15 protein-coding genes are annotated in these 15,258 nt (G+C 64.8%); 5 read left to right on the top strand and 10 right to left on the bottom strand.

Annotation, left to right across the window (positions count from 1 at the left end; all coding sequences use genetic code 11):
• Positions 1–66: 66 nt before the first annotated feature.
• From VCS63_RS03420 to VCS63_RS03430, 3 genes are all read right to left on the bottom strand, one after another.
• Positions 67–2,430: a TonB-dependent siderophore receptor gene (locus VCS63_RS03420; protein WP_323878430.1), complete on the bottom strand. Its 2,364-nt coding sequence runs from the start codon at positions 2,428–2,430 to the stop codon at positions 67–69.
• Positions 2,431–2,512: 82 nt separating this feature from the next.
• Entirely contained in the window at positions 2,513–3,457 is a 945-nt protein-coding gene (locus tag VCS63_RS03425) for a FecR family protein (protein ID WP_149063445.1), read from the bottom strand.
• Positions 3,454–3,954, bottom strand: coding sequence for a sigma-70 family RNA polymerase sigma factor (locus VCS63_RS03430; protein ID WP_042795790.1), 501 nt, complete (start codon positions 3,952–3,954; stop codon positions 3,454–3,456). The genes VCS63_RS03425 and VCS63_RS03430 overlap by 4 nt, the downstream gene beginning before the upstream one ends.
• A gap of 260 nt (positions 3,955–4,214) precedes the next feature.
• On the opposite strand from VCS63_RS03430, the gene VCS63_RS03435 reads away from it, so the two are divergent.
• From VCS63_RS03435 to VCS63_RS03445, 3 genes are all read left to right on the top strand, one after another.
• Positions 4,215–4,823, top strand: a complete 609-nt coding sequence (locus tag VCS63_RS03435; protein ID WP_242663523.1) for a hypothetical protein — start codon at positions 4,215–4,217, stop codon at positions 4,821–4,823.
• A gap of 21 nt (positions 4,824–4,844) precedes the next feature.
• Positions 4,845–5,327: a hypothetical protein gene (locus tag VCS63_RS03440; RefSeq protein ID WP_323878433.1), complete on the top strand. Its 483-nt coding sequence runs from the start codon at positions 4,845–4,847 to the stop codon at positions 5,325–5,327.
• An 80-nt stretch (positions 5,328–5,407) separates the two neighbouring features.
• Positions 5,408–5,803, top strand: coding sequence for a YkvA family protein (locus VCS63_RS03445; RefSeq protein WP_042795787.1), 396 nt, complete (start codon positions 5,408–5,410; stop codon positions 5,801–5,803).
• 15 nt (positions 5,804–5,818) lie between these two features.
• Here the strand turns inward: VCS63_RS03445 and VCS63_RS03450 are convergent, their stop codons facing one another.
• The 3 genes from VCS63_RS03450 to VCS63_RS03460 all read right to left on the bottom strand — a co-directional run bounded on the left by VCS63_RS03450 (position 5,819) and on the right by VCS63_RS03460 (position 8,149).
• The gene (locus VCS63_RS03450) at positions 5,819–6,541 is read right to left on the bottom strand and encodes a hypothetical protein (RefSeq protein ID WP_063639169.1); all 723 of its coding nucleotides are present in this window, start codon (positions 6,539–6,541) and stop codon (positions 5,819–5,821) included.
• A 487-nt stretch (positions 6,542–7,028) separates the two neighbouring features.
• Positions 7,029–7,514, bottom strand: coding sequence for a hypothetical protein (locus VCS63_RS03455; protein ID WP_232033777.1), 486 nt, complete (start codon positions 7,512–7,514; stop codon positions 7,029–7,031).
• 59 nt (positions 7,515–7,573) lie between these two features.
• Complete coding sequence (locus tag VCS63_RS03460) at positions 7,574–8,149, bottom strand: isochorismatase family cysteine hydrolase (RefSeq protein ID WP_308022948.1); 576 nt, start codon at positions 8,147–8,149, stop codon at positions 7,574–7,576.
• Between the two features lie 153 nt (positions 8,150–8,302).
• On the opposite strand from VCS63_RS03460, the gene VCS63_RS03465 reads away from it, so the two are divergent.
• Complete coding sequence (locus VCS63_RS03465) at positions 8,303–8,401, top strand: short-chain dehydrogenase/reductase SDR (RefSeq protein WP_238913143.1); 99 nt, start codon at positions 8,303–8,305, stop codon at positions 8,399–8,401.
• Positions 8,402–8,403: 2 nt separating this feature from the next.
• Here the strand turns inward: VCS63_RS03465 and VCS63_RS03470 are convergent, their stop codons facing one another.
• A complete protein-coding gene (locus VCS63_RS03470; RefSeq protein ID WP_323878438.1) occupies positions 8,404–9,309 on the bottom strand; it encodes a hypothetical protein in 906 nt (301 codons plus the stop codon).
• Between the two features lie 218 nt (positions 9,310–9,527).
• Between VCS63_RS03470 and VCS63_RS03475 the strand changes: the two genes are divergently transcribed.
• Complete coding sequence (locus tag VCS63_RS03475; protein ID WP_076816941.1) at positions 9,528–10,919, top strand: MFS transporter; 1,392 nt, start codon at positions 9,528–9,530, stop codon at positions 10,917–10,919.
• Between the two features lie 35 nt (positions 10,920–10,954).
• On the opposite strand, the gene VCS63_RS03480 is transcribed toward VCS63_RS03475, so the two are convergent.
• The 3 genes from VCS63_RS03480 to VCS63_RS03490 all read right to left on the bottom strand — a co-directional run bounded on the left by VCS63_RS03480 (position 10,955) and on the right by VCS63_RS03490 (position 15,001).
• On the bottom strand, positions 10,955–13,381 hold the full coding sequence (locus VCS63_RS03480) for a TonB-dependent siderophore receptor (RefSeq protein WP_323878442.1): 2,427 nt from the start codon (positions 13,379–13,381) through the stop codon (positions 10,955–10,957).
• 100 nt (positions 13,382–13,481) lie between these two features.
• On the bottom strand, positions 13,482–14,459 hold the full coding sequence (locus VCS63_RS03485) for a FecR family protein (RefSeq protein ID WP_238913141.1): 978 nt from the start codon (positions 14,457–14,459) through the stop codon (positions 13,482–13,484).
• Complete coding sequence (locus VCS63_RS03490; protein WP_323878443.1) at positions 14,456–15,001, bottom strand: RNA polymerase sigma factor; 546 nt, start codon at positions 14,999–15,001, stop codon at positions 14,456–14,458. The genes VCS63_RS03485 and VCS63_RS03490 overlap by 4 nt, the downstream gene beginning before the upstream one ends.
• Positions 15,002–15,258 lie beyond the last annotated feature (257 nt).

The following is a 15,258-nucleotide window of genomic DNA, read 5'->3' on the forward strand; positions in this document are numbered from 1 at the left end:
CGCCTGCCTATGCGGCCCTTGTGCTTTCCGGGCAATGGACCTGCATCCCGGGTCCCTGAACAAGGCTTAGAACGCGTACTTCGCCGTCAACAAAAACGACCGCGGCGCGCCGAAGTGATTATTGTCCTGGTTGCTGCCGATCGCCTGGTAGTAATACTTGTCGAACAGGTTGTACACATTCAAGCGCAGATCCAGATTCGGCGACGCCCGATACGCCACCACCGCATCCCACACGCTGTAGCCGGGCTGGCGCACGTTGTAGGCGGGCAAGCTGATCGCGCTTTGCACGCGCACCGCCCCGCCTACCCGCCACGCATTCAGCGCGCCGGGCAAGGTGTACATGGTCGAGAGCTTGAACAGATGGCGCGGGGTTTGCGTGTCGTAGGCCGCGCCCGCCCGCAGGTTGCCCGAATCCTCCAGGTACTTGGACTGGTTGTACGTATAGCCGGCTGACACCTGCCAGCCCGGCGTGATCGCGCCCGCCACTTCGAACTCCACCCCCCGGCTTTGCACCTTGCCCGACGGCGCATAGCATTCGATCACCCCCGGGCCGCACGCGGACGTGGCCAACGCAACCGGACGGTTGCGTTGGCGGATCTGGAACACCGCCGCGCTGGCGTTGAGCCGGCCGTCGTAATACTCGCCTTTGATGCCTGCTTCCAGATTGGTGCCGATGACCGGATCCAGCGGGGCGCCGCTGGCTGATTGGTAGTTTTGCGGCTGGAACACGCTGGTCCAGCTGGTGTAGACGGAATGGTGGCGGTCCAGGTCGTAGATCAGGCCCGCGTAGGGTGTCAGCTCGTGCTTGACCTTGTAGGCCGCGGGCGGGCTGACGTAGTCGCCGGACTTCAGCGTCATGTCGTATTCATACCAGTCCAGCCGCGCGCCCAGCATCAGCGTCAGCGGATCGGCAAGGCTCAGGCGGGTGGTAGCGTAGCCGCTCATCTGGCGCTGGTATCCCTTGCGCGACCAGGGGTAGACGAACGCAGGCTTCTCCACGGCGCTGGAGTCCCAGTGTTCCGGGTCGACCGTCATGTTGTAGTCCAAGGGCCAGCCGCCGGGGCCGTCGTCGTCCTCGTTCTTCAGGAAGCTGCCGCCCAGCACCAGTTCATGCGTGCGCCCCAGCAGCGTGAAGGGGCCGCTCAGGTAGCCATCCACGCTGTACTGGGTCTTGTCATAGGCATACTGACCCAGGCCCTGCCCGAAGAACGTCGAGTCTTCCAGGGGGTACAGATAGCTGCCCAGCATGTTCATCTTGGCGCGCAACGTGCGGGCGGTCAGCTTGCCGGACCAACCGTTCTCGAAACGGTGATCGAGCTCGGCGAAGAAGCTGGTGTTTTCCTTGTTCCAATAGGCCCAGTCCGGCGACAAGCGGATCGAGCGATTGAAGTCGTAGAAGCTGCCGTCCCGGCGCGTGGGCAGCCCATTCCAATCCGCGCCCGGATTGTCTTCGCGGTTGTAATAGCCGCCGATGCTGAGCGTGGTGTTGGCCGTGAGATCGGCCTCGATGGTGCCGTAGAAAAGCTGGCGCTGGTGCTCGTAGGCCTTCTTGAAGGTATTCGAATCCTGATAGGCCACCACGCCCCGGGCGCGCAAGGTGCCGGCCTCGTTCAGCGGGCCCGAGCCGTCCACTTCGCCCCGGTAATTGTCCCAACTGCCGGCGCTGGCCGTCACCGAGAACTGCGGCACCGCCGTGGCGCGCTTGCGCACCAGGTTGATCGTGCCCGAGGGATTGCCGGCCCCCGTCATCATCCCGGCCGCGCCGCGCAGCACCTCGACGTGATCGTACATGGCCAGCGTCGCCACGCCCTGCGTGTCGTAGTCGTAGCCCAGCGGCACCCCGTCAGCCAGGAACGAACTGATCTCGAAACCGCGAGAGAAGAACTGCGTGCGTTCCCCGCCGCCGATCTGGCGCGTGGTCAGCCCGGTCGTGTCGCGCGCCACATCGTCCAGCGACTGAAACCCCCGGTCCTCGATCTGCTGGCGCGTCACCACGCTGACCGACTGCGGCGTCTCGCGCGGAGACAGCGCGAACTTGGTGGCCGTGGACATGACCGGCGTGGTGTAGGAATGGGTGCCCTCCGTCACGCCCAGCGTGGCCGCCTCGACCGTCACCGGCGCCAGCGTGGTCGTGCTGGCCGGCGCCACCGTCAGGCTGCCGTCCGGCGTGCGCCGCAGCTCCAGGCCGCTGCCGGCCAGGGCGCGAGCGGTGGCTTCTTCCAGGGACAACTGGCCGGAGACGGCCGGCGCGGACTTGCCCGCCACCAGATCCGCCCGAAACGAGATCACCGCGCCCGCGATGCGCGCGATCTGGGTCAGCGCCACATCCAGCCGGCCCGCGGGCAAATCGTATTGGCGCAACGCCTGGGCATGGGCGGTGCAGGCGGCGGCTGCGATGACGCAGGCGGCCGGAAACCTCAGGGAAAGCATGGAACACTCCGTGGATGCGTGAGCACGCGTTCCCTGTATGTGCATCGGCGCTGGCAAAAAAACACCTGGCGCAGAAAAATTTTCAAGCAAGGTCGATCATGACGTACCAACTGCTTAGACGTTGCAGCCGGATGGGCAGCGTATGCGTGAGCGCCGCCAGGGCGCGGTCGCTATCGTCCAGCGGGAACAGGCCGGTGACGCGCAGGCGGGACGCCTGGGGTGAGGCTCGCAGCCAACCCGGCCGATAGCGGGCCAGAGCAGCGATCACGGTCTGCAACGGTTCGTCGTGGACTTCAAGCTCGCCGTTGCTCCAGGCGGCGGCGTATCCCTGGTTGTCCTGCACCGCATCGATCTGCTGCGCGTCGAACCAGACGCTCTGGCCAGGCGCCAATTGCCGGTGGATACCGGCAAGTGTGGAGACCTGGGCCGTTCCGCTCAGGGCCAGGCAGAAGCTGCGTTCGGACGCGCAGCGCACCATGGCGCGGCCTTGGGCGAGGCGGACTGCGCCATGGGGCAGATGCACTTGCAGCCCCTGGCCTGCCGCCACCTCAAAGATGGCGGCCCCAGAAGACACCTGTACGCCATACTGCCCGTCCAGTGTGGCGGCGCTGCGCGCGTCCAGCTCCATCATGTTGCCGTCAGGCAAGGCCACGCGCCGGCGTTCACCGGTGCGGGTCACATAGCCCGCCGTCAGATGCCGCAGCGGCACATAGCGGTCCGCGGCACCGGCGCCGAGCAGCACGGTCCCGCCCGCCAGGACGAGCTTGCCCAGCCTGCGGCGCTGCGCGAGTTGCGGCCCGACCAGCGAACGCCGTAGCGGGTTGCCGTCGGCCAGCAGTCCGGGCCGCAGGCGATGCAGCGTGCCGTCCAGCGCCGCGTTCAGCCGCTGCCAGGCCGCGCCGTGGCTCGGGTTTTCCGCCAGCCACTGATCGAAGGCCCTGCGGTCGGCATCGCTGGCTTGGCCGCTGGACAGACAGACCTGCCATTCGATAGCGGCCTCGCGGCTGCGCATGTCCAAGGGTGTCATACGCCAAACACCTCGCAGCAACGGCGCAGGGCCTGGACGATGTATTTGCGGACCATGGTGGGAGAAACCTTCAGCCTTGCGGCGATCTCCACATGCGTCATGCCGTCGAGCTGGCTGTAGAGAAAAGCCATCCTGGCCTTGGAAGAAAGACCGTCCAGCGCCGTGTCGAGCGCCTGCAAGGACTGCAGGGTCTGCACCCGCTCTTCGGCCGAGGGCTCCAGGGGTTCGGGCTGCAAGCGCAGCATCTCCAGCCACGCTTGTTCGAGTTCACGCCGGCGCCACAGCCGCCATGTGATGCGCCGCGCAATGGTGATGAGCATCGCGCGGGGTTCGTTCAATTGCTCCAGTGCTGGGAGGCAGAGCAACTGGGTGAAGGTCTCTCCGGCGACATCCTCGGCATCCTCGCGATTGCGCAGGCCGTTCTGGAGACGGCGCTCCAGCCAGGGATGGTCGCTTTTGTAGATGCTGGAGAAGCAGGTGTCACGCGTTGAGTCCACGGCTTGTGCTGTGAATAAATAGGAATCGTTATCAATTATTGCATGATGGGTTCTGGAAAGCTAAAGGGGGGACTTATGCGCGCAGGGGGCTCACCTTGGTTCACTCCTGATGGATTAATCCTCGCCCAGACCGCGCGGGTTCGTTATTAAATGTGCGGCAAGCCCCACTATCCCGTTCAGGTGGTTGAATAAAGCGAGGTGTACCTATGCCGCACACTCGATTCATCCAGCACGCTTTGGCCACCACTGGAGCCTTGCTCATGGCGCTAGGCGCCACCGCTCAAGCACAAGGCACTGGGCAGAACGCCCCGGTTCCAACGCCGCTGGCGCCAGCGAAATACTGCGAATGCCGCTTCTCATCCGGGCAATACGAGGCCTATAGCGTCAACGGGACATGCACCGTTCAACGCTATGCCGGCGGACGCAAGTGCGAATATGGTTTCTCGGGTATCGGGGCCAATCCGGCGGTTCTTACTTCCATCCTTGGACAGGACGCGTACCAAGCGCAGCTGCAATCCGCGGCGCAGATCTTCCCCCGCTATCTGGCGTTTGCGCAATCGGGAGACACGTCGGCCTTGAGCGAGAGCGGCTTCATTGAGAGTGCCCTGCCAGTCCTGGCGCGAGGCAGCTTGTTTCGACAGGCCGTCGTCATCGCGGAGTTGCCAGTCAAGCAGATCGATAACGAGATCGTTGTTTTCTCCAGGAAGTACAGCAACGTCATAGCGGAAGTATTCCAAGGAAAAAGGCCGCCGCTTTCGGTGACATGGACGGAGGACTTCCAGTTTGAGATCGGGCGAGGCTATGTGCTGATGAATTACAAGCAAGCGTCGCAATTGCTAGTGTTGTTCTTCTCCGACGAGAAACGGTGATCAGCCATGGATTTGACATGCATGCGAGAATTGCCCGGATTGGATTGGGCCGTGCTGCTTGTTGCCGTGGTGGTGGGCCTGATCTTGTTTGTGCTTGGGATTTACTTGTTGCTTCGACCCAGGCCCTCCCCCACGCCAAACACCAAGCATGAGGTGGAAACGACCATCGACAAATATGGCTTGAAAGGGCCTGCCGGCGTGTTCTTGATACTTCTGTCTATCGCCCTGTTTGGAGGGCTTTATTGGCAGTTGAACAGCAGATTCCCCGCCAACGCGGAAGAATTCTCAGGGGCGCCCCGCACACTCGGTTCCATCGCCGAAGGGCTACGCCGGAACTCCAGCGCCGATATCCTGTTGAAGGGGGGAGCTGAGACCGTGGTGATCTCTCAACCGGTCAGCGGCGCCTGCTGGTCCGCGCTGGTGGACAAACTATGCGCGGCGCATCGGGAGACGTTGACGTGCAGCCGGGATGGCGACCGGATTGTCATCGACCGCAAGCCTTGAAGCAGCGCGCCACATGAGCGGAAAAGGTATGTCAGACTACGCCCATTCACGGCTATTGGGTACGAGCACCCGCTTTCCGCATGAACCTCAGCGACCGCCTGAAAACCTGGGCCAAACGCATCAAGCGCGACGGCCTGACGCTATGGTTTGCCGGCAAGCACGCTCGTACGCCCTGGTACGCCAAGGCGCTGGGCCTGTTCGTGGTGGCCTACGCGCTCAGTCCCATCGACCTGATTCCCGACTTCATCCCCGTGCTGGGATACGTCGATGACGTGTTGCTATTGCCCGGCCTGATTTGGCTGGCGATCAAGCTGTTGCCGCCGGACGTGTTGCAGGAATGCCGGAGCCAGGCGGATGCCTGGATGCAGTCGCAGGGCAAGAGACCGCGCAGCCTGGGCGGGGCGGTGATGATCGTGTTGCTCTGGGTGGGGATAAGTATTGCGGCGTGGTTCTGGCTTGCGCCGTACTTTCGATAGCGCGCTGATTGCAGCCTACGCGCCGGGCGGCGTTGCGCCCTCTTCCACGAATCCCAGCGCGCGGAGTTCCGTGATTGCGCCTTTCTCTTCGTCCCGCCGTGCCTTGGGCGCGGCCAGCGATGCCGTGAGCAGGATGGACTGCTGGGGAGATTCGTCGAAGCTTTGCAGGACGCTGGCGGTGCCCGGGAATGCCTTGGCGAAGTCCGCGCCCAGCGTCTGGTATCCGCGGTAGCGGCCCTGTTTGTCGACAATGACTTGCGTGTGCGGATCGCGCCGGATCAGGTGCAGGGGCACGCCTTCGCAGCGCAGGCCCAGCAGCTTGGCTTCGCTGATGTCCAGGGCCCAATCCGTCTCAGCGTAGAAGGCGGCGCGCGCGATTGCGAATTGTTCGAGAAGGCGTTCGTCCTGGCAGAACGCGGTGGGCGTCAGGTTGAGGTTGAGCTTGCCGATTTTGCCTGTGAGTTTGACGCGCCGGAAGAACGAGGCCCACACCAGCAGGATGGGGTTGGTGGATAGGTCCTCTATCAGCACGTCTTCGAAGAGGCAGGGGTGGATCATCGAGTTCACGGCGCGGCATTTGGACAGTCGCACGTTCCGTACCCGCGACATGCGCTGGGGATACTTCACCATGGACAGGGCGCAATTGTCGAAGGCGCAGTCGTGAAAGTGCAGATCGCTGAACTGCGAGTTGCCCTTGTCGTACGCCATCAGAAAGGTTGCGCCTTCGGTTTTGTTCATGGGTCAGGTGTCGGAATATGATTGCGCCCGGGAAAGTGTAGTCTGACACCATTTTTGTAGAACATTGCGCCCACGGGCCGTTGCGATGGCGGATTGTCGTCCGGCCCCCGGCACTGTCCTTGTCGGCTTGCAATAGGAATGACGATGCGTCTTGGCTTGCTGTTGGTGGTTGCGTTGTTCGCTACGGCCGCTCATGCCGCGAACTATCCCTGCTCCGGAAAGAAGGGCGGTGTGGAGCGTTGCATTGGAGAACAGTTCCTGTGCCGCGACGGGTCCATCAGCGCGTCAAAACGCGTCTGTTCCACTTCGGAGGCCAGCGCGTCGCCACTCCTATCCAAGCCCTCGGCTTCCGGTTCGGATGGCGCGTGCAGTTGCCGTGACGGCAAATATTGCACCGGACCACGGGGTGGAACCTTTTGCTATACCGACAGCGGGAAAAAGTCCTATTTCAGGAAATGAGCGCCGCGACACGCTGCGGGAAGCTACTTCAATAACTGCCCGCAGGCATCACATCCGTCAAATAGGCGGCGGTATCCGGATCCTCGCGCAACACATGCCGCATCCAGGCCCCACGCTCGTGCGCGGTCACTTGCAGTTCCCATACGCATGCAATGAATGGCCCCTGCACGGGCCGGAACCGGTCCGGTTCGTCCAGCGCTGCGGAATACATCTGTTGGCACAGGATGCCGCCAGAAATCCACCAGTCCACCAGCAGCCAGACGGCTTCTTCGCCAACGTGGACGATGCAAAAGCCCAGGCCCGTGGCGCGCGCGTCGCGGGCGTTGTGCTTTAGCGTGGCCATTGCGGTCTTGCGGGCGGCTGCGGCTACCTCGGGCGAGAGCAGGGGCACGGTCGGATCCGGATTGCGCTGTATCGCATAGGCCTTGATGGCCAGGCCGTCTTCGTTCCATTGATCAAGGAACGCCATGCGGCGCGGGGCGTAGGGCTCGGCGGGAATGGTGGGTAGCGGCATGATTTGCGGCGAGGGCTGGTCTTTATGATTCCCGAGGGAAATACGCTTCCGGCAGTCCGCTAGGCCAGCAAGGACAAGGCCTGGTTCAGCGACAGCACAGTGGTGCGCGATTCGAAGGCGGTGGCGAACAGGTGTTCATGCACGACCGGGTCCGGGTCGTAGCAGCAGTCCTTGACCGTGAAGAGGCGGTAGTCCGCGTCGCTGGCATGCGCGATGGACGACAGCATGACGCCGGTGGAGGCGACGCCGACCATGATCAGGGTGTCTATGCCTTGCGCCGACAGCCGCGGTTGCAGGTCGGTGCCGAAGAACACGCTGGCGCGGTGGGCGATGATGACGGGTTCGTCTTCGCGGCGGCCGAGTTCGGGCGAGATGCGGTCATGAACAAAGAGGCCCAGCTGCTTGATGCCCTGGCCATTCTTGTTCAGGAGGCTGACTTCGGGGTAGCCCGGGCTGAAGTGGATCTTGGCGAAGTAGACGCTGACGCCGGCGCGCCGTGCGGCGTTGCACAGTTGCTGCGTGTTGCTGAGCAAGCCGGGCGCGACCGACGGGAACAGGTCCATGATGTCGGTCTGGTAGTGCATGACCAGCAAGGCGGTACGCGCCGGGGTGATAGCCGGGGTCTGGGTGTTCATGCTCCGCTCCGCAAAAGGATAGAGGTGCGACGGGAATGACGCACGACTCTACCACGGCGGTTACCGGCGAAACGATGTCCAGCGCGTCGCGGGAGGACGGTGGTAATTTGTAGTCCCCCCCGCCGTCTGTCGCGGGACGGCTATGCGGTATTCGTGCATTCACGGCGCTCGGTTGACGCCGGCGAAGCCCTGGTGTCGGACTACCTGACCGGCGAGGTGCTGCTTTCCGATGGCGGACTCAACCTGACCTAGCCCTACTTTTCTACGTATTTCTTGGTGGCCGTGTCGTAGGCGTAGGTGAGCGTATCGCCCGCGCCAAGCTGGCGGGTCTTGTCCGGCCCGGCGATCTCGGTGCCGCTGCGCTTGACCGTCACGCGAGGCATATCGCTGCCGCCATGCGCGGAAAAGACCAGTTCGCCCGAGCTGGCCACGCAGGGCATGACGTCGCCTTCGGCGCAGGCCGCGCTATTGTCTTCGCCGGTATTGATGCTGCCCACATAGGTCCAGCCCGCGCCTTCGTCCGGGCCCGCCGGATTGAAGACCAGCAAGGCATAGCCGGTAAAGCTGATGCCGTTGTCGAAGCCTTCGGTGGGCACGGCAAGCAGCAGCTTGCCGCCGGGTGTGCGGAAGTCCACCGGCTTGCGGCGGGTGTCCAGGTCCTCGGGTTTCTCGTAGGCGCCGAATTCGCCGACGGAGTGCTTCATGCCGCGGAACTGCCAGGGGCGTTCGGGCGAGGAGCCCGTCTGGGTGTAGGTGGCTTCGGCCAGGTTGACCTGGGTGCCGGGGCCGACCTCGTCTTCGCCGGGCTTGCCGTATCTTTCGCGAGTGTCCCAGGTGAAGCCGGTGTAGTAGCGGGTGCCGCCCAGTTCGAAGGCGTGGCCGAACCAGAAGGTGGCGATGCTGCCGTTGGCGACTTCGTAGGAGTCGGCGCCCTTGCCGTCGATCTGGTAGATGGAATACATCACCGTGGACACATCGGGCGGGGCGAGGGCGGCGGCATTGGCGGTGGGCGGCAGCGCGGCGGCGCCGGCCGGTTCAGCGGCCGTTGCGGCTGGGCCGAACGCGGCCGCCAGGGTGCTGGCCAGCAGGCAGGCCATGGCCGTGCGGCGCAGGCGGCCGCGGGTGCTGAAGGAGGAGTTGGCTTTCAGAGTGGTTTTCATGTTTTCGTTGTGGGTCCTGATGACGGCGTGCCGCTGTGCGCGGCGTCATGCTAATGGGCTCCCGCTGCGTGCATCGGACAACAATTTGCCAATTGTGTCGGACTGCAAAGGCGCCCGCCTTGCTATGCTCTGGTCCAGCCTTACAGCAGATTGCCACGCCCGAGTCCCGCACGGCAACGTTTGCCGTGGCGCGGGACGCCGCCCAGGAGCCGTTCCGCATGCCATCGCTTGCTGAAAGCACCACCGTCCCATCCTCGCTTGGCGATGGCCTGCCGGTACGGCAGCGCCTGTGGGCGATCTCCACATTGATTCTGGGCAGCGCGATCGCGACGCTGGACACTTCCATTGCGAATACCGCATTGCCGACGATAGCGGCGGATCTGGGCGCCACGCCCGATGACTCGATCTGGATCATCAACGCGTATCAGATCGCCATGGTAGCCACTTTGCTGCCTTTTGCGGCGCTAGGCGACATTGTGGGGCATCGGCGCATCTATCTCTATGGGGTGCTGGTGTTTACGCTGGCTTCGGTTGCCTGCGGGCTGGCGGATTCCCTGCCGATGCTGATCGCCGCCCGCGCCTTTCAGGGCGTGGGCGCGTCGGGCATTCTGGGCGTCAGCGCCGCGCTGATACGCCTGACGTTCCCCAGCAGCCAGATCGGCCGCGCCCAGGGGCTCAATGCGCTGACGGTGGCGGTGTCGTATGTCGTCGGGCCTTCCGTCGCGTCGGCCATTCTTGCCGTCAGCACGTGGCATTGGCTGTTCCTGATCAACATTCCGCTGGGTGTGCTGGGCATGGCGATGGCGTGGCGCACGTTGCCGTACAACGCGCCGCGCCGCACGCCTTCGCGCTTCGATGGCCTGGCCGCGCTGTTGCTGGGGGCGACTTTTGCATTGGCCGTGCTGGCGCTTGGCGATGCGGCGCACCTTGCGGGCTGGCCGCGCGTTCTGCTGGAGGCCGGCGCGGCGGTGCTGTGCTGCGCGCTGCTCTTGCGCCGGCAGCGCGCGCATCCCGCGCCCATGCTGCCGCTGGATCTCCTGCGCCGGCCGCTCTTCGCCATGTCGGTGCTGACGTCGATCCTGTCGTATGCGTCGCAGGGACTGGCGCTGGTGGCGCTGCCTTTTCTGCTGCAGATGAGCCTGGGCCGTACGGACGTGGAGACAGGCCTGTTGCTTACGCCCTGGCCCATCGTCGTGGCGTTCGTCGCGCCCATAGCCGGCTATCTGTCGGAAAAGCGCTCTGTGGCGCTGCTGGGCGGCGGCGGGCTTTTCGTGCTGTGCCTGGGCATGGTCCTGGTGGCGCTGCTGCCGGCGCAGGCGTCGGACGCAGACATCATCTGGCGCCTGGCGTTGTGCGGCGCGGGCTTCGGGTTTTTCCAGGCGCCCAATTTGAAGGCGCTGACCATGAGCGCGCCCGCGGAGCGCAGCGGTGCGGCCAGCGGCGTCATCCCCACCGCCCGCCTGATCGGCCAGGCAAGCGGGGCGGCGCTGGTGGCCGCGTGCTTCACGCTTGCGGGCGATGGCGGCGCCGGCGTCGCGCTATGGATAGGCGCGCTGATCGCGGGCGTTGCGTGCGTGGTGAGTTTCCTGAGGGTGCTGGCGCGCGAGTAAGGCGGACATCCCTTTCAAGAACCCGCCTTCGCGCATCAGTACGTCGCCCGCAGGTTCAGCATCACACTGCGCGGCTCGCCATAGTAGTTCGACCCATAGGCGGCCCACACGCGCTGGTAGTAGACCTTGTCGAACAGGTTGTTCACCGTCAGCGTGCCTTCCAGGTGCTTGTTGAAGCGGTAGCCTGCTTGCGCGGACACGGTAGTGTATGGACGCTGCTCGAACTTCACCGGGCCGTTCAGCCGGTACATGCTGCTGACGCTGCGCACGCCCGCGCCCAGCGACAGGCCTTCCAGCGACCCCGTGGCGAAGGTGTACTTGGTCCACAGATTGAAGGTGTGGCGCGGCGTAATGAAGGCGTACTGCTGCGACTTCTGCTCTTCCGTGCCCTTCAGGGTCTTGGTGGTGGTGTAGGCATAGCCCGCGGTGATGTCCCAGCCCGGCGCGGGGCTGCCGCTGATCTCGGCCTCGAAGCCCTGGCTGCGCATCTTGCCTGCCGCCATGGAGAACAGCGGATTATCCGGGTCCGTCATGGCGCGGTTCTCGTCTTCCATGCGGAACAGCGCGGCGTGGCCGTTCAGGCGCTTGTCCAGGAACTCGCCCTTCAGGCCGATTTCGAACTGCTTGCCGGTGCGCGGGGCCAGCAACTGGCCATTGACGTCGGTGGTGGTCTGCGGCGTGAAGATGCTGGTGTAGCTGGCATAGGCCGACAACTGCTCGTTCAGGTCCACCACCAGGCCCAGGTAGGGCGTGAACTTGCCATTGATCTTGTCGCTGGTGTCGGTGAATTGGTTGAAGTAGGCGTTGCGGTTCTGCGTGCGGTTTTCCCACCAGGTGAAGCGACCGCCGGCGATGATGGTGGCGGCGTCGGTCACGCGCAGATTGGTGCGCGCATACAGGCCGTACTGGTCGGTCTTGCTGTCGTTGCCGTTGGTGAACTGGTAGTCCGGCTTGGGGATGTTGTTGTTGGGGTGGTACAGATTGGTGTCGGCGTTGTCGCCGCCGCCGTATTGGAAGTTCTTGTGGACATTGCGGTAGTCGGCGCCCACGGTCAGCTCGTGCTGACGGCCAAAGGCTTCGAACGGCGTGGCCACGAAGGCGTCCAGGCCGTAGGTTTTCCAGTGGCTGCGGTACTTCCAGCTGACCAGGCAGGTGTCGCCGGTGATCGGATCCACGGCGCAATCGGACCAGCCGAATTCGCGGCTGGGCTCGTCCTGTTCGCGGTAGACGCCGCTGATCTTGATGCGTCCGCCATTGGCCAGGCGGTGGTCCACGTCCGCGAAGTACTCGGTGATTTCTTCGGTGATGTGGTTCCAGCTGGGGTCCAGGTTGGTGGACCGGCGCACGTCCAGCAATCGGCCGTCGGTGTAGCCGGGCAGGCCGAAGAAGGGGCGGCCCTTGTATTGCTGGTAAGTGGCGCCGGCGGTAAGCACCGTGTCGGGCGTCAGGTCGAAGCTCAGGGTGCCGTAGAACAGCGGCTTCTCGGTGTAGACGCCATCGACGAAGGATTTGCGGTCGTCATAGGATGCGACCAGGCGGCCGCGCAGGCGGCCGTCGCTGTCCAGTGGGCCGGTGATGTCGGCTTCGGTGTAGTAGCGGTCCCAGGAACCGGCCATGACTTGGCCGCTGAAGGCGAATTCCTTCTGCGCGCGCTTGCGCACCAGGTTCACCGTGCCGCCGGGATCGCCCGCGCCCTGGTACAGGCCAGACGGTCCGCGCAGCACTTCGATATGGTCATAGATGGCCAGGCCAAAGCCCGAGGACAGGTCATTGCCGGTGCTGGCCGGCGTATTCACGCCATCGACCTGGATCGTGTCCAGCGCATAGCCGCGCGAGTAGAAATTGCCATGGTTGCCGCCGATGCTGCCCGCTTCCACCGTAATGCCGGTGACGGTGCGCATGGCGTCGTCCAGATTGGTCAGGTTCTGGTCGTCCAGCAATTGGCGCGTCACCACCGAGACCGATTGCGGGATCTCGCGCAGGCTTTGCGCGTTCTTGCCGATGGTGACGGCGGACGCGGCGTACGAGCCCGTGCCTTCGGTCACGGCGAGGTCGCGGCCGGTGACCGTCACGGGCGCCAGGGTGGTGGCATCCGTGGCCGATTGCCCGGCCGGCCGCCGCACCACGAAGCCCGAACCGCTTTGTACGGCTACCAGGCCGCTATGCGCCAGCAGGCGGTTCAGCGCGGCCTGCGGTGTCATGGCGCCGGACACGGCGGGGGCGCTCAGGCCGGCCACCGCGTCGGGGCTGAACAGCACCTGCAGTTGCGCTTGGCGGCCCAGCGCCACCAGCGCGTCGGCCAGGCTGCCGGCAGGCAGATCGAAGGTTTGCGCGGCGGCGCCTTGCGCATGCGCGGCGGATGGCGCCAGCGCCTGGACCGCCAAGGCGGCGCTCATGGACAGCGCGCACAGCAGCGCGTAACGGCCGGCGCTCAGCCGGCGATGGAAATGGCTCTGCGCCATGGACTTTCCCCAGTCTGGAAGTGGATCTTCAAACGGGGAAGACGCGCCAGTCGCCAAAACCCGAACCTGTCGAATTAAAAATAATTCTTAATTTCGATGATCAGCGGCTGCCGATCACCACGGCGCCATCCGGCCGTCGGGTCAGCGTCACGGGCAGCAGGCCGGGCAGCATGTCCAGGACGGCGTCGGGCTGGCGCAGGTCCAGCGTGCCGGACAGGCGCAGCGCGCGGGCGCGTTCGTCGGCAAAGCGCAGCGGCGCATCTCGATACAGGGCCAGGTAGCCGGCCAGTTGCTGCAGCGTGGCCTCATGCATCACCGCCACGCCGCCCTGCCAGGCGCCGATCTCGCTGGCGGACACCTGCTGGCGCCGCAAGAGCCGTGCATCCGCGCGCGACAGCAATACCGTGTCGCCGGCCCGCAGGGTCTGCGCGGCCGGGGCGTTTGCGCCCTGGGCGTTCAGCCGGACTTCGCCGCTGCGCACCCCCACCTGCAGCACGTCGGGCAGCAGCAGCACATTGAATTCCGTGCCGATGTCGCGCAGTTCCGCTTCGCCCGCGGCCACGATCAGCGGCCGCCGGTCGGGCGCGGCATCGATGTAGACCTCGCCGGCGTCGACGCGGATATGACGTTCGGCCAAGGTGTAGCGCACGCTCACGCGGGTGCCTACGTTGGCATGCAGGCGGGTGCCGTCGGGCAGGTCCAGGCTGCGCGTCTGGGTGGACGCGTTGGCCACGGATTCGTAGCTGACAGGCACGTGCTGGTAGGCGGCCGCGGCCGTCAGCACCAGGGCGGCCAGCGCGCCGCCCCAGCGCAGGAAGGCCGGGCGGCGGGGTTGGGCAGGCGTCCGGACCTGAGCCGGTTCCCGCTTGGGAGCAGGCGCGGCGGCTGGACGCGGCAGGGCCGCCATGTCTTCCCAGACCTGTTCCAGCCGTTCGTATTCCCGCCGGTGCTCGGGCGCTGCTTGCAGCCAGGATTGGAAGGCCTGTTCGGCGCTGGCGTCGGATGCGCGCGCCCGGCGGCGCATGAACCATGCGCTCGCGGCCTCTTCGACAGCGGACAAGGGTGAGGATCGGGTCATGGCGTTTCGCCGTGGACGCGGCGCTTGCAATGCGCCAGCGCCAGTTGCAGGTGCTTTTCCACCGCCCGCACGGAAATGCCCATGCGTTGCGCGATGTCCTCGCAACGCAGCTCATCATACCGATAAAGCAGGAAGGCCTCGCGTTGGCGTGGCGGCATCTCGTCGATGGCGGCCTGAAGCAGGCGCAGGCGCTGGCTGGCGTCTGCGCGCACTTCCGGTTGCAGGCCGGCGGGGGCGGCCAGGCCGATGGCCGTGGACTCAAAGCCCTGGTCGTCCAGGCTGGCCACCACGTGCCCGTCGCGCACGTTCTCGCGGCGCCAGTGGTCGCGCAGCAGATTGCGCGCGATCTCATACAGATAGGCGCGCGGCTTGTCCGGCGGCTCGGCGCCCTTGTGCGCCGCCAGCCATTTGGCGAAGGTTTCCTGCGCCAGATCCTGGGCGGCCTCCGGCGAACGCTTGAGCTGCCGGTTCAGGAAACCGACCAGCTCCGCGTTCCATGCCTTGTATGCCTCGGCGATCACGCCGAAGAACCGCTCCCCCATGATGCCCCTGTCGATGTCCGGCGCCCGGTTCAATGTCCGGGACGCATAGGCATGGCTTTAATTAAATGATAATGATTCTTATTGTATCAATAATATCCGGCGGCGTAGCGTAGGGCCGCGAGGGGCACGCCTGCGTGGCCGTGGCGACGCTGGGAGGCCATGGGCAATTCATCCTCTCTAATGTCGACTATTAGATTTGCTTAAGGTGCGGGCGGTTCTTTGACCGGTCTTCCGAGCATTCTTAGCATCACTGATAG

The organism is Achromobacter sp. D10 (assembly GCF_035282245.1).
Taxonomy (GTDB): Bacteria; Pseudomonadota; Gammaproteobacteria; order Burkholderiales; family Burkholderiaceae_B; genus Achromobacter; species Achromobacter insolitus.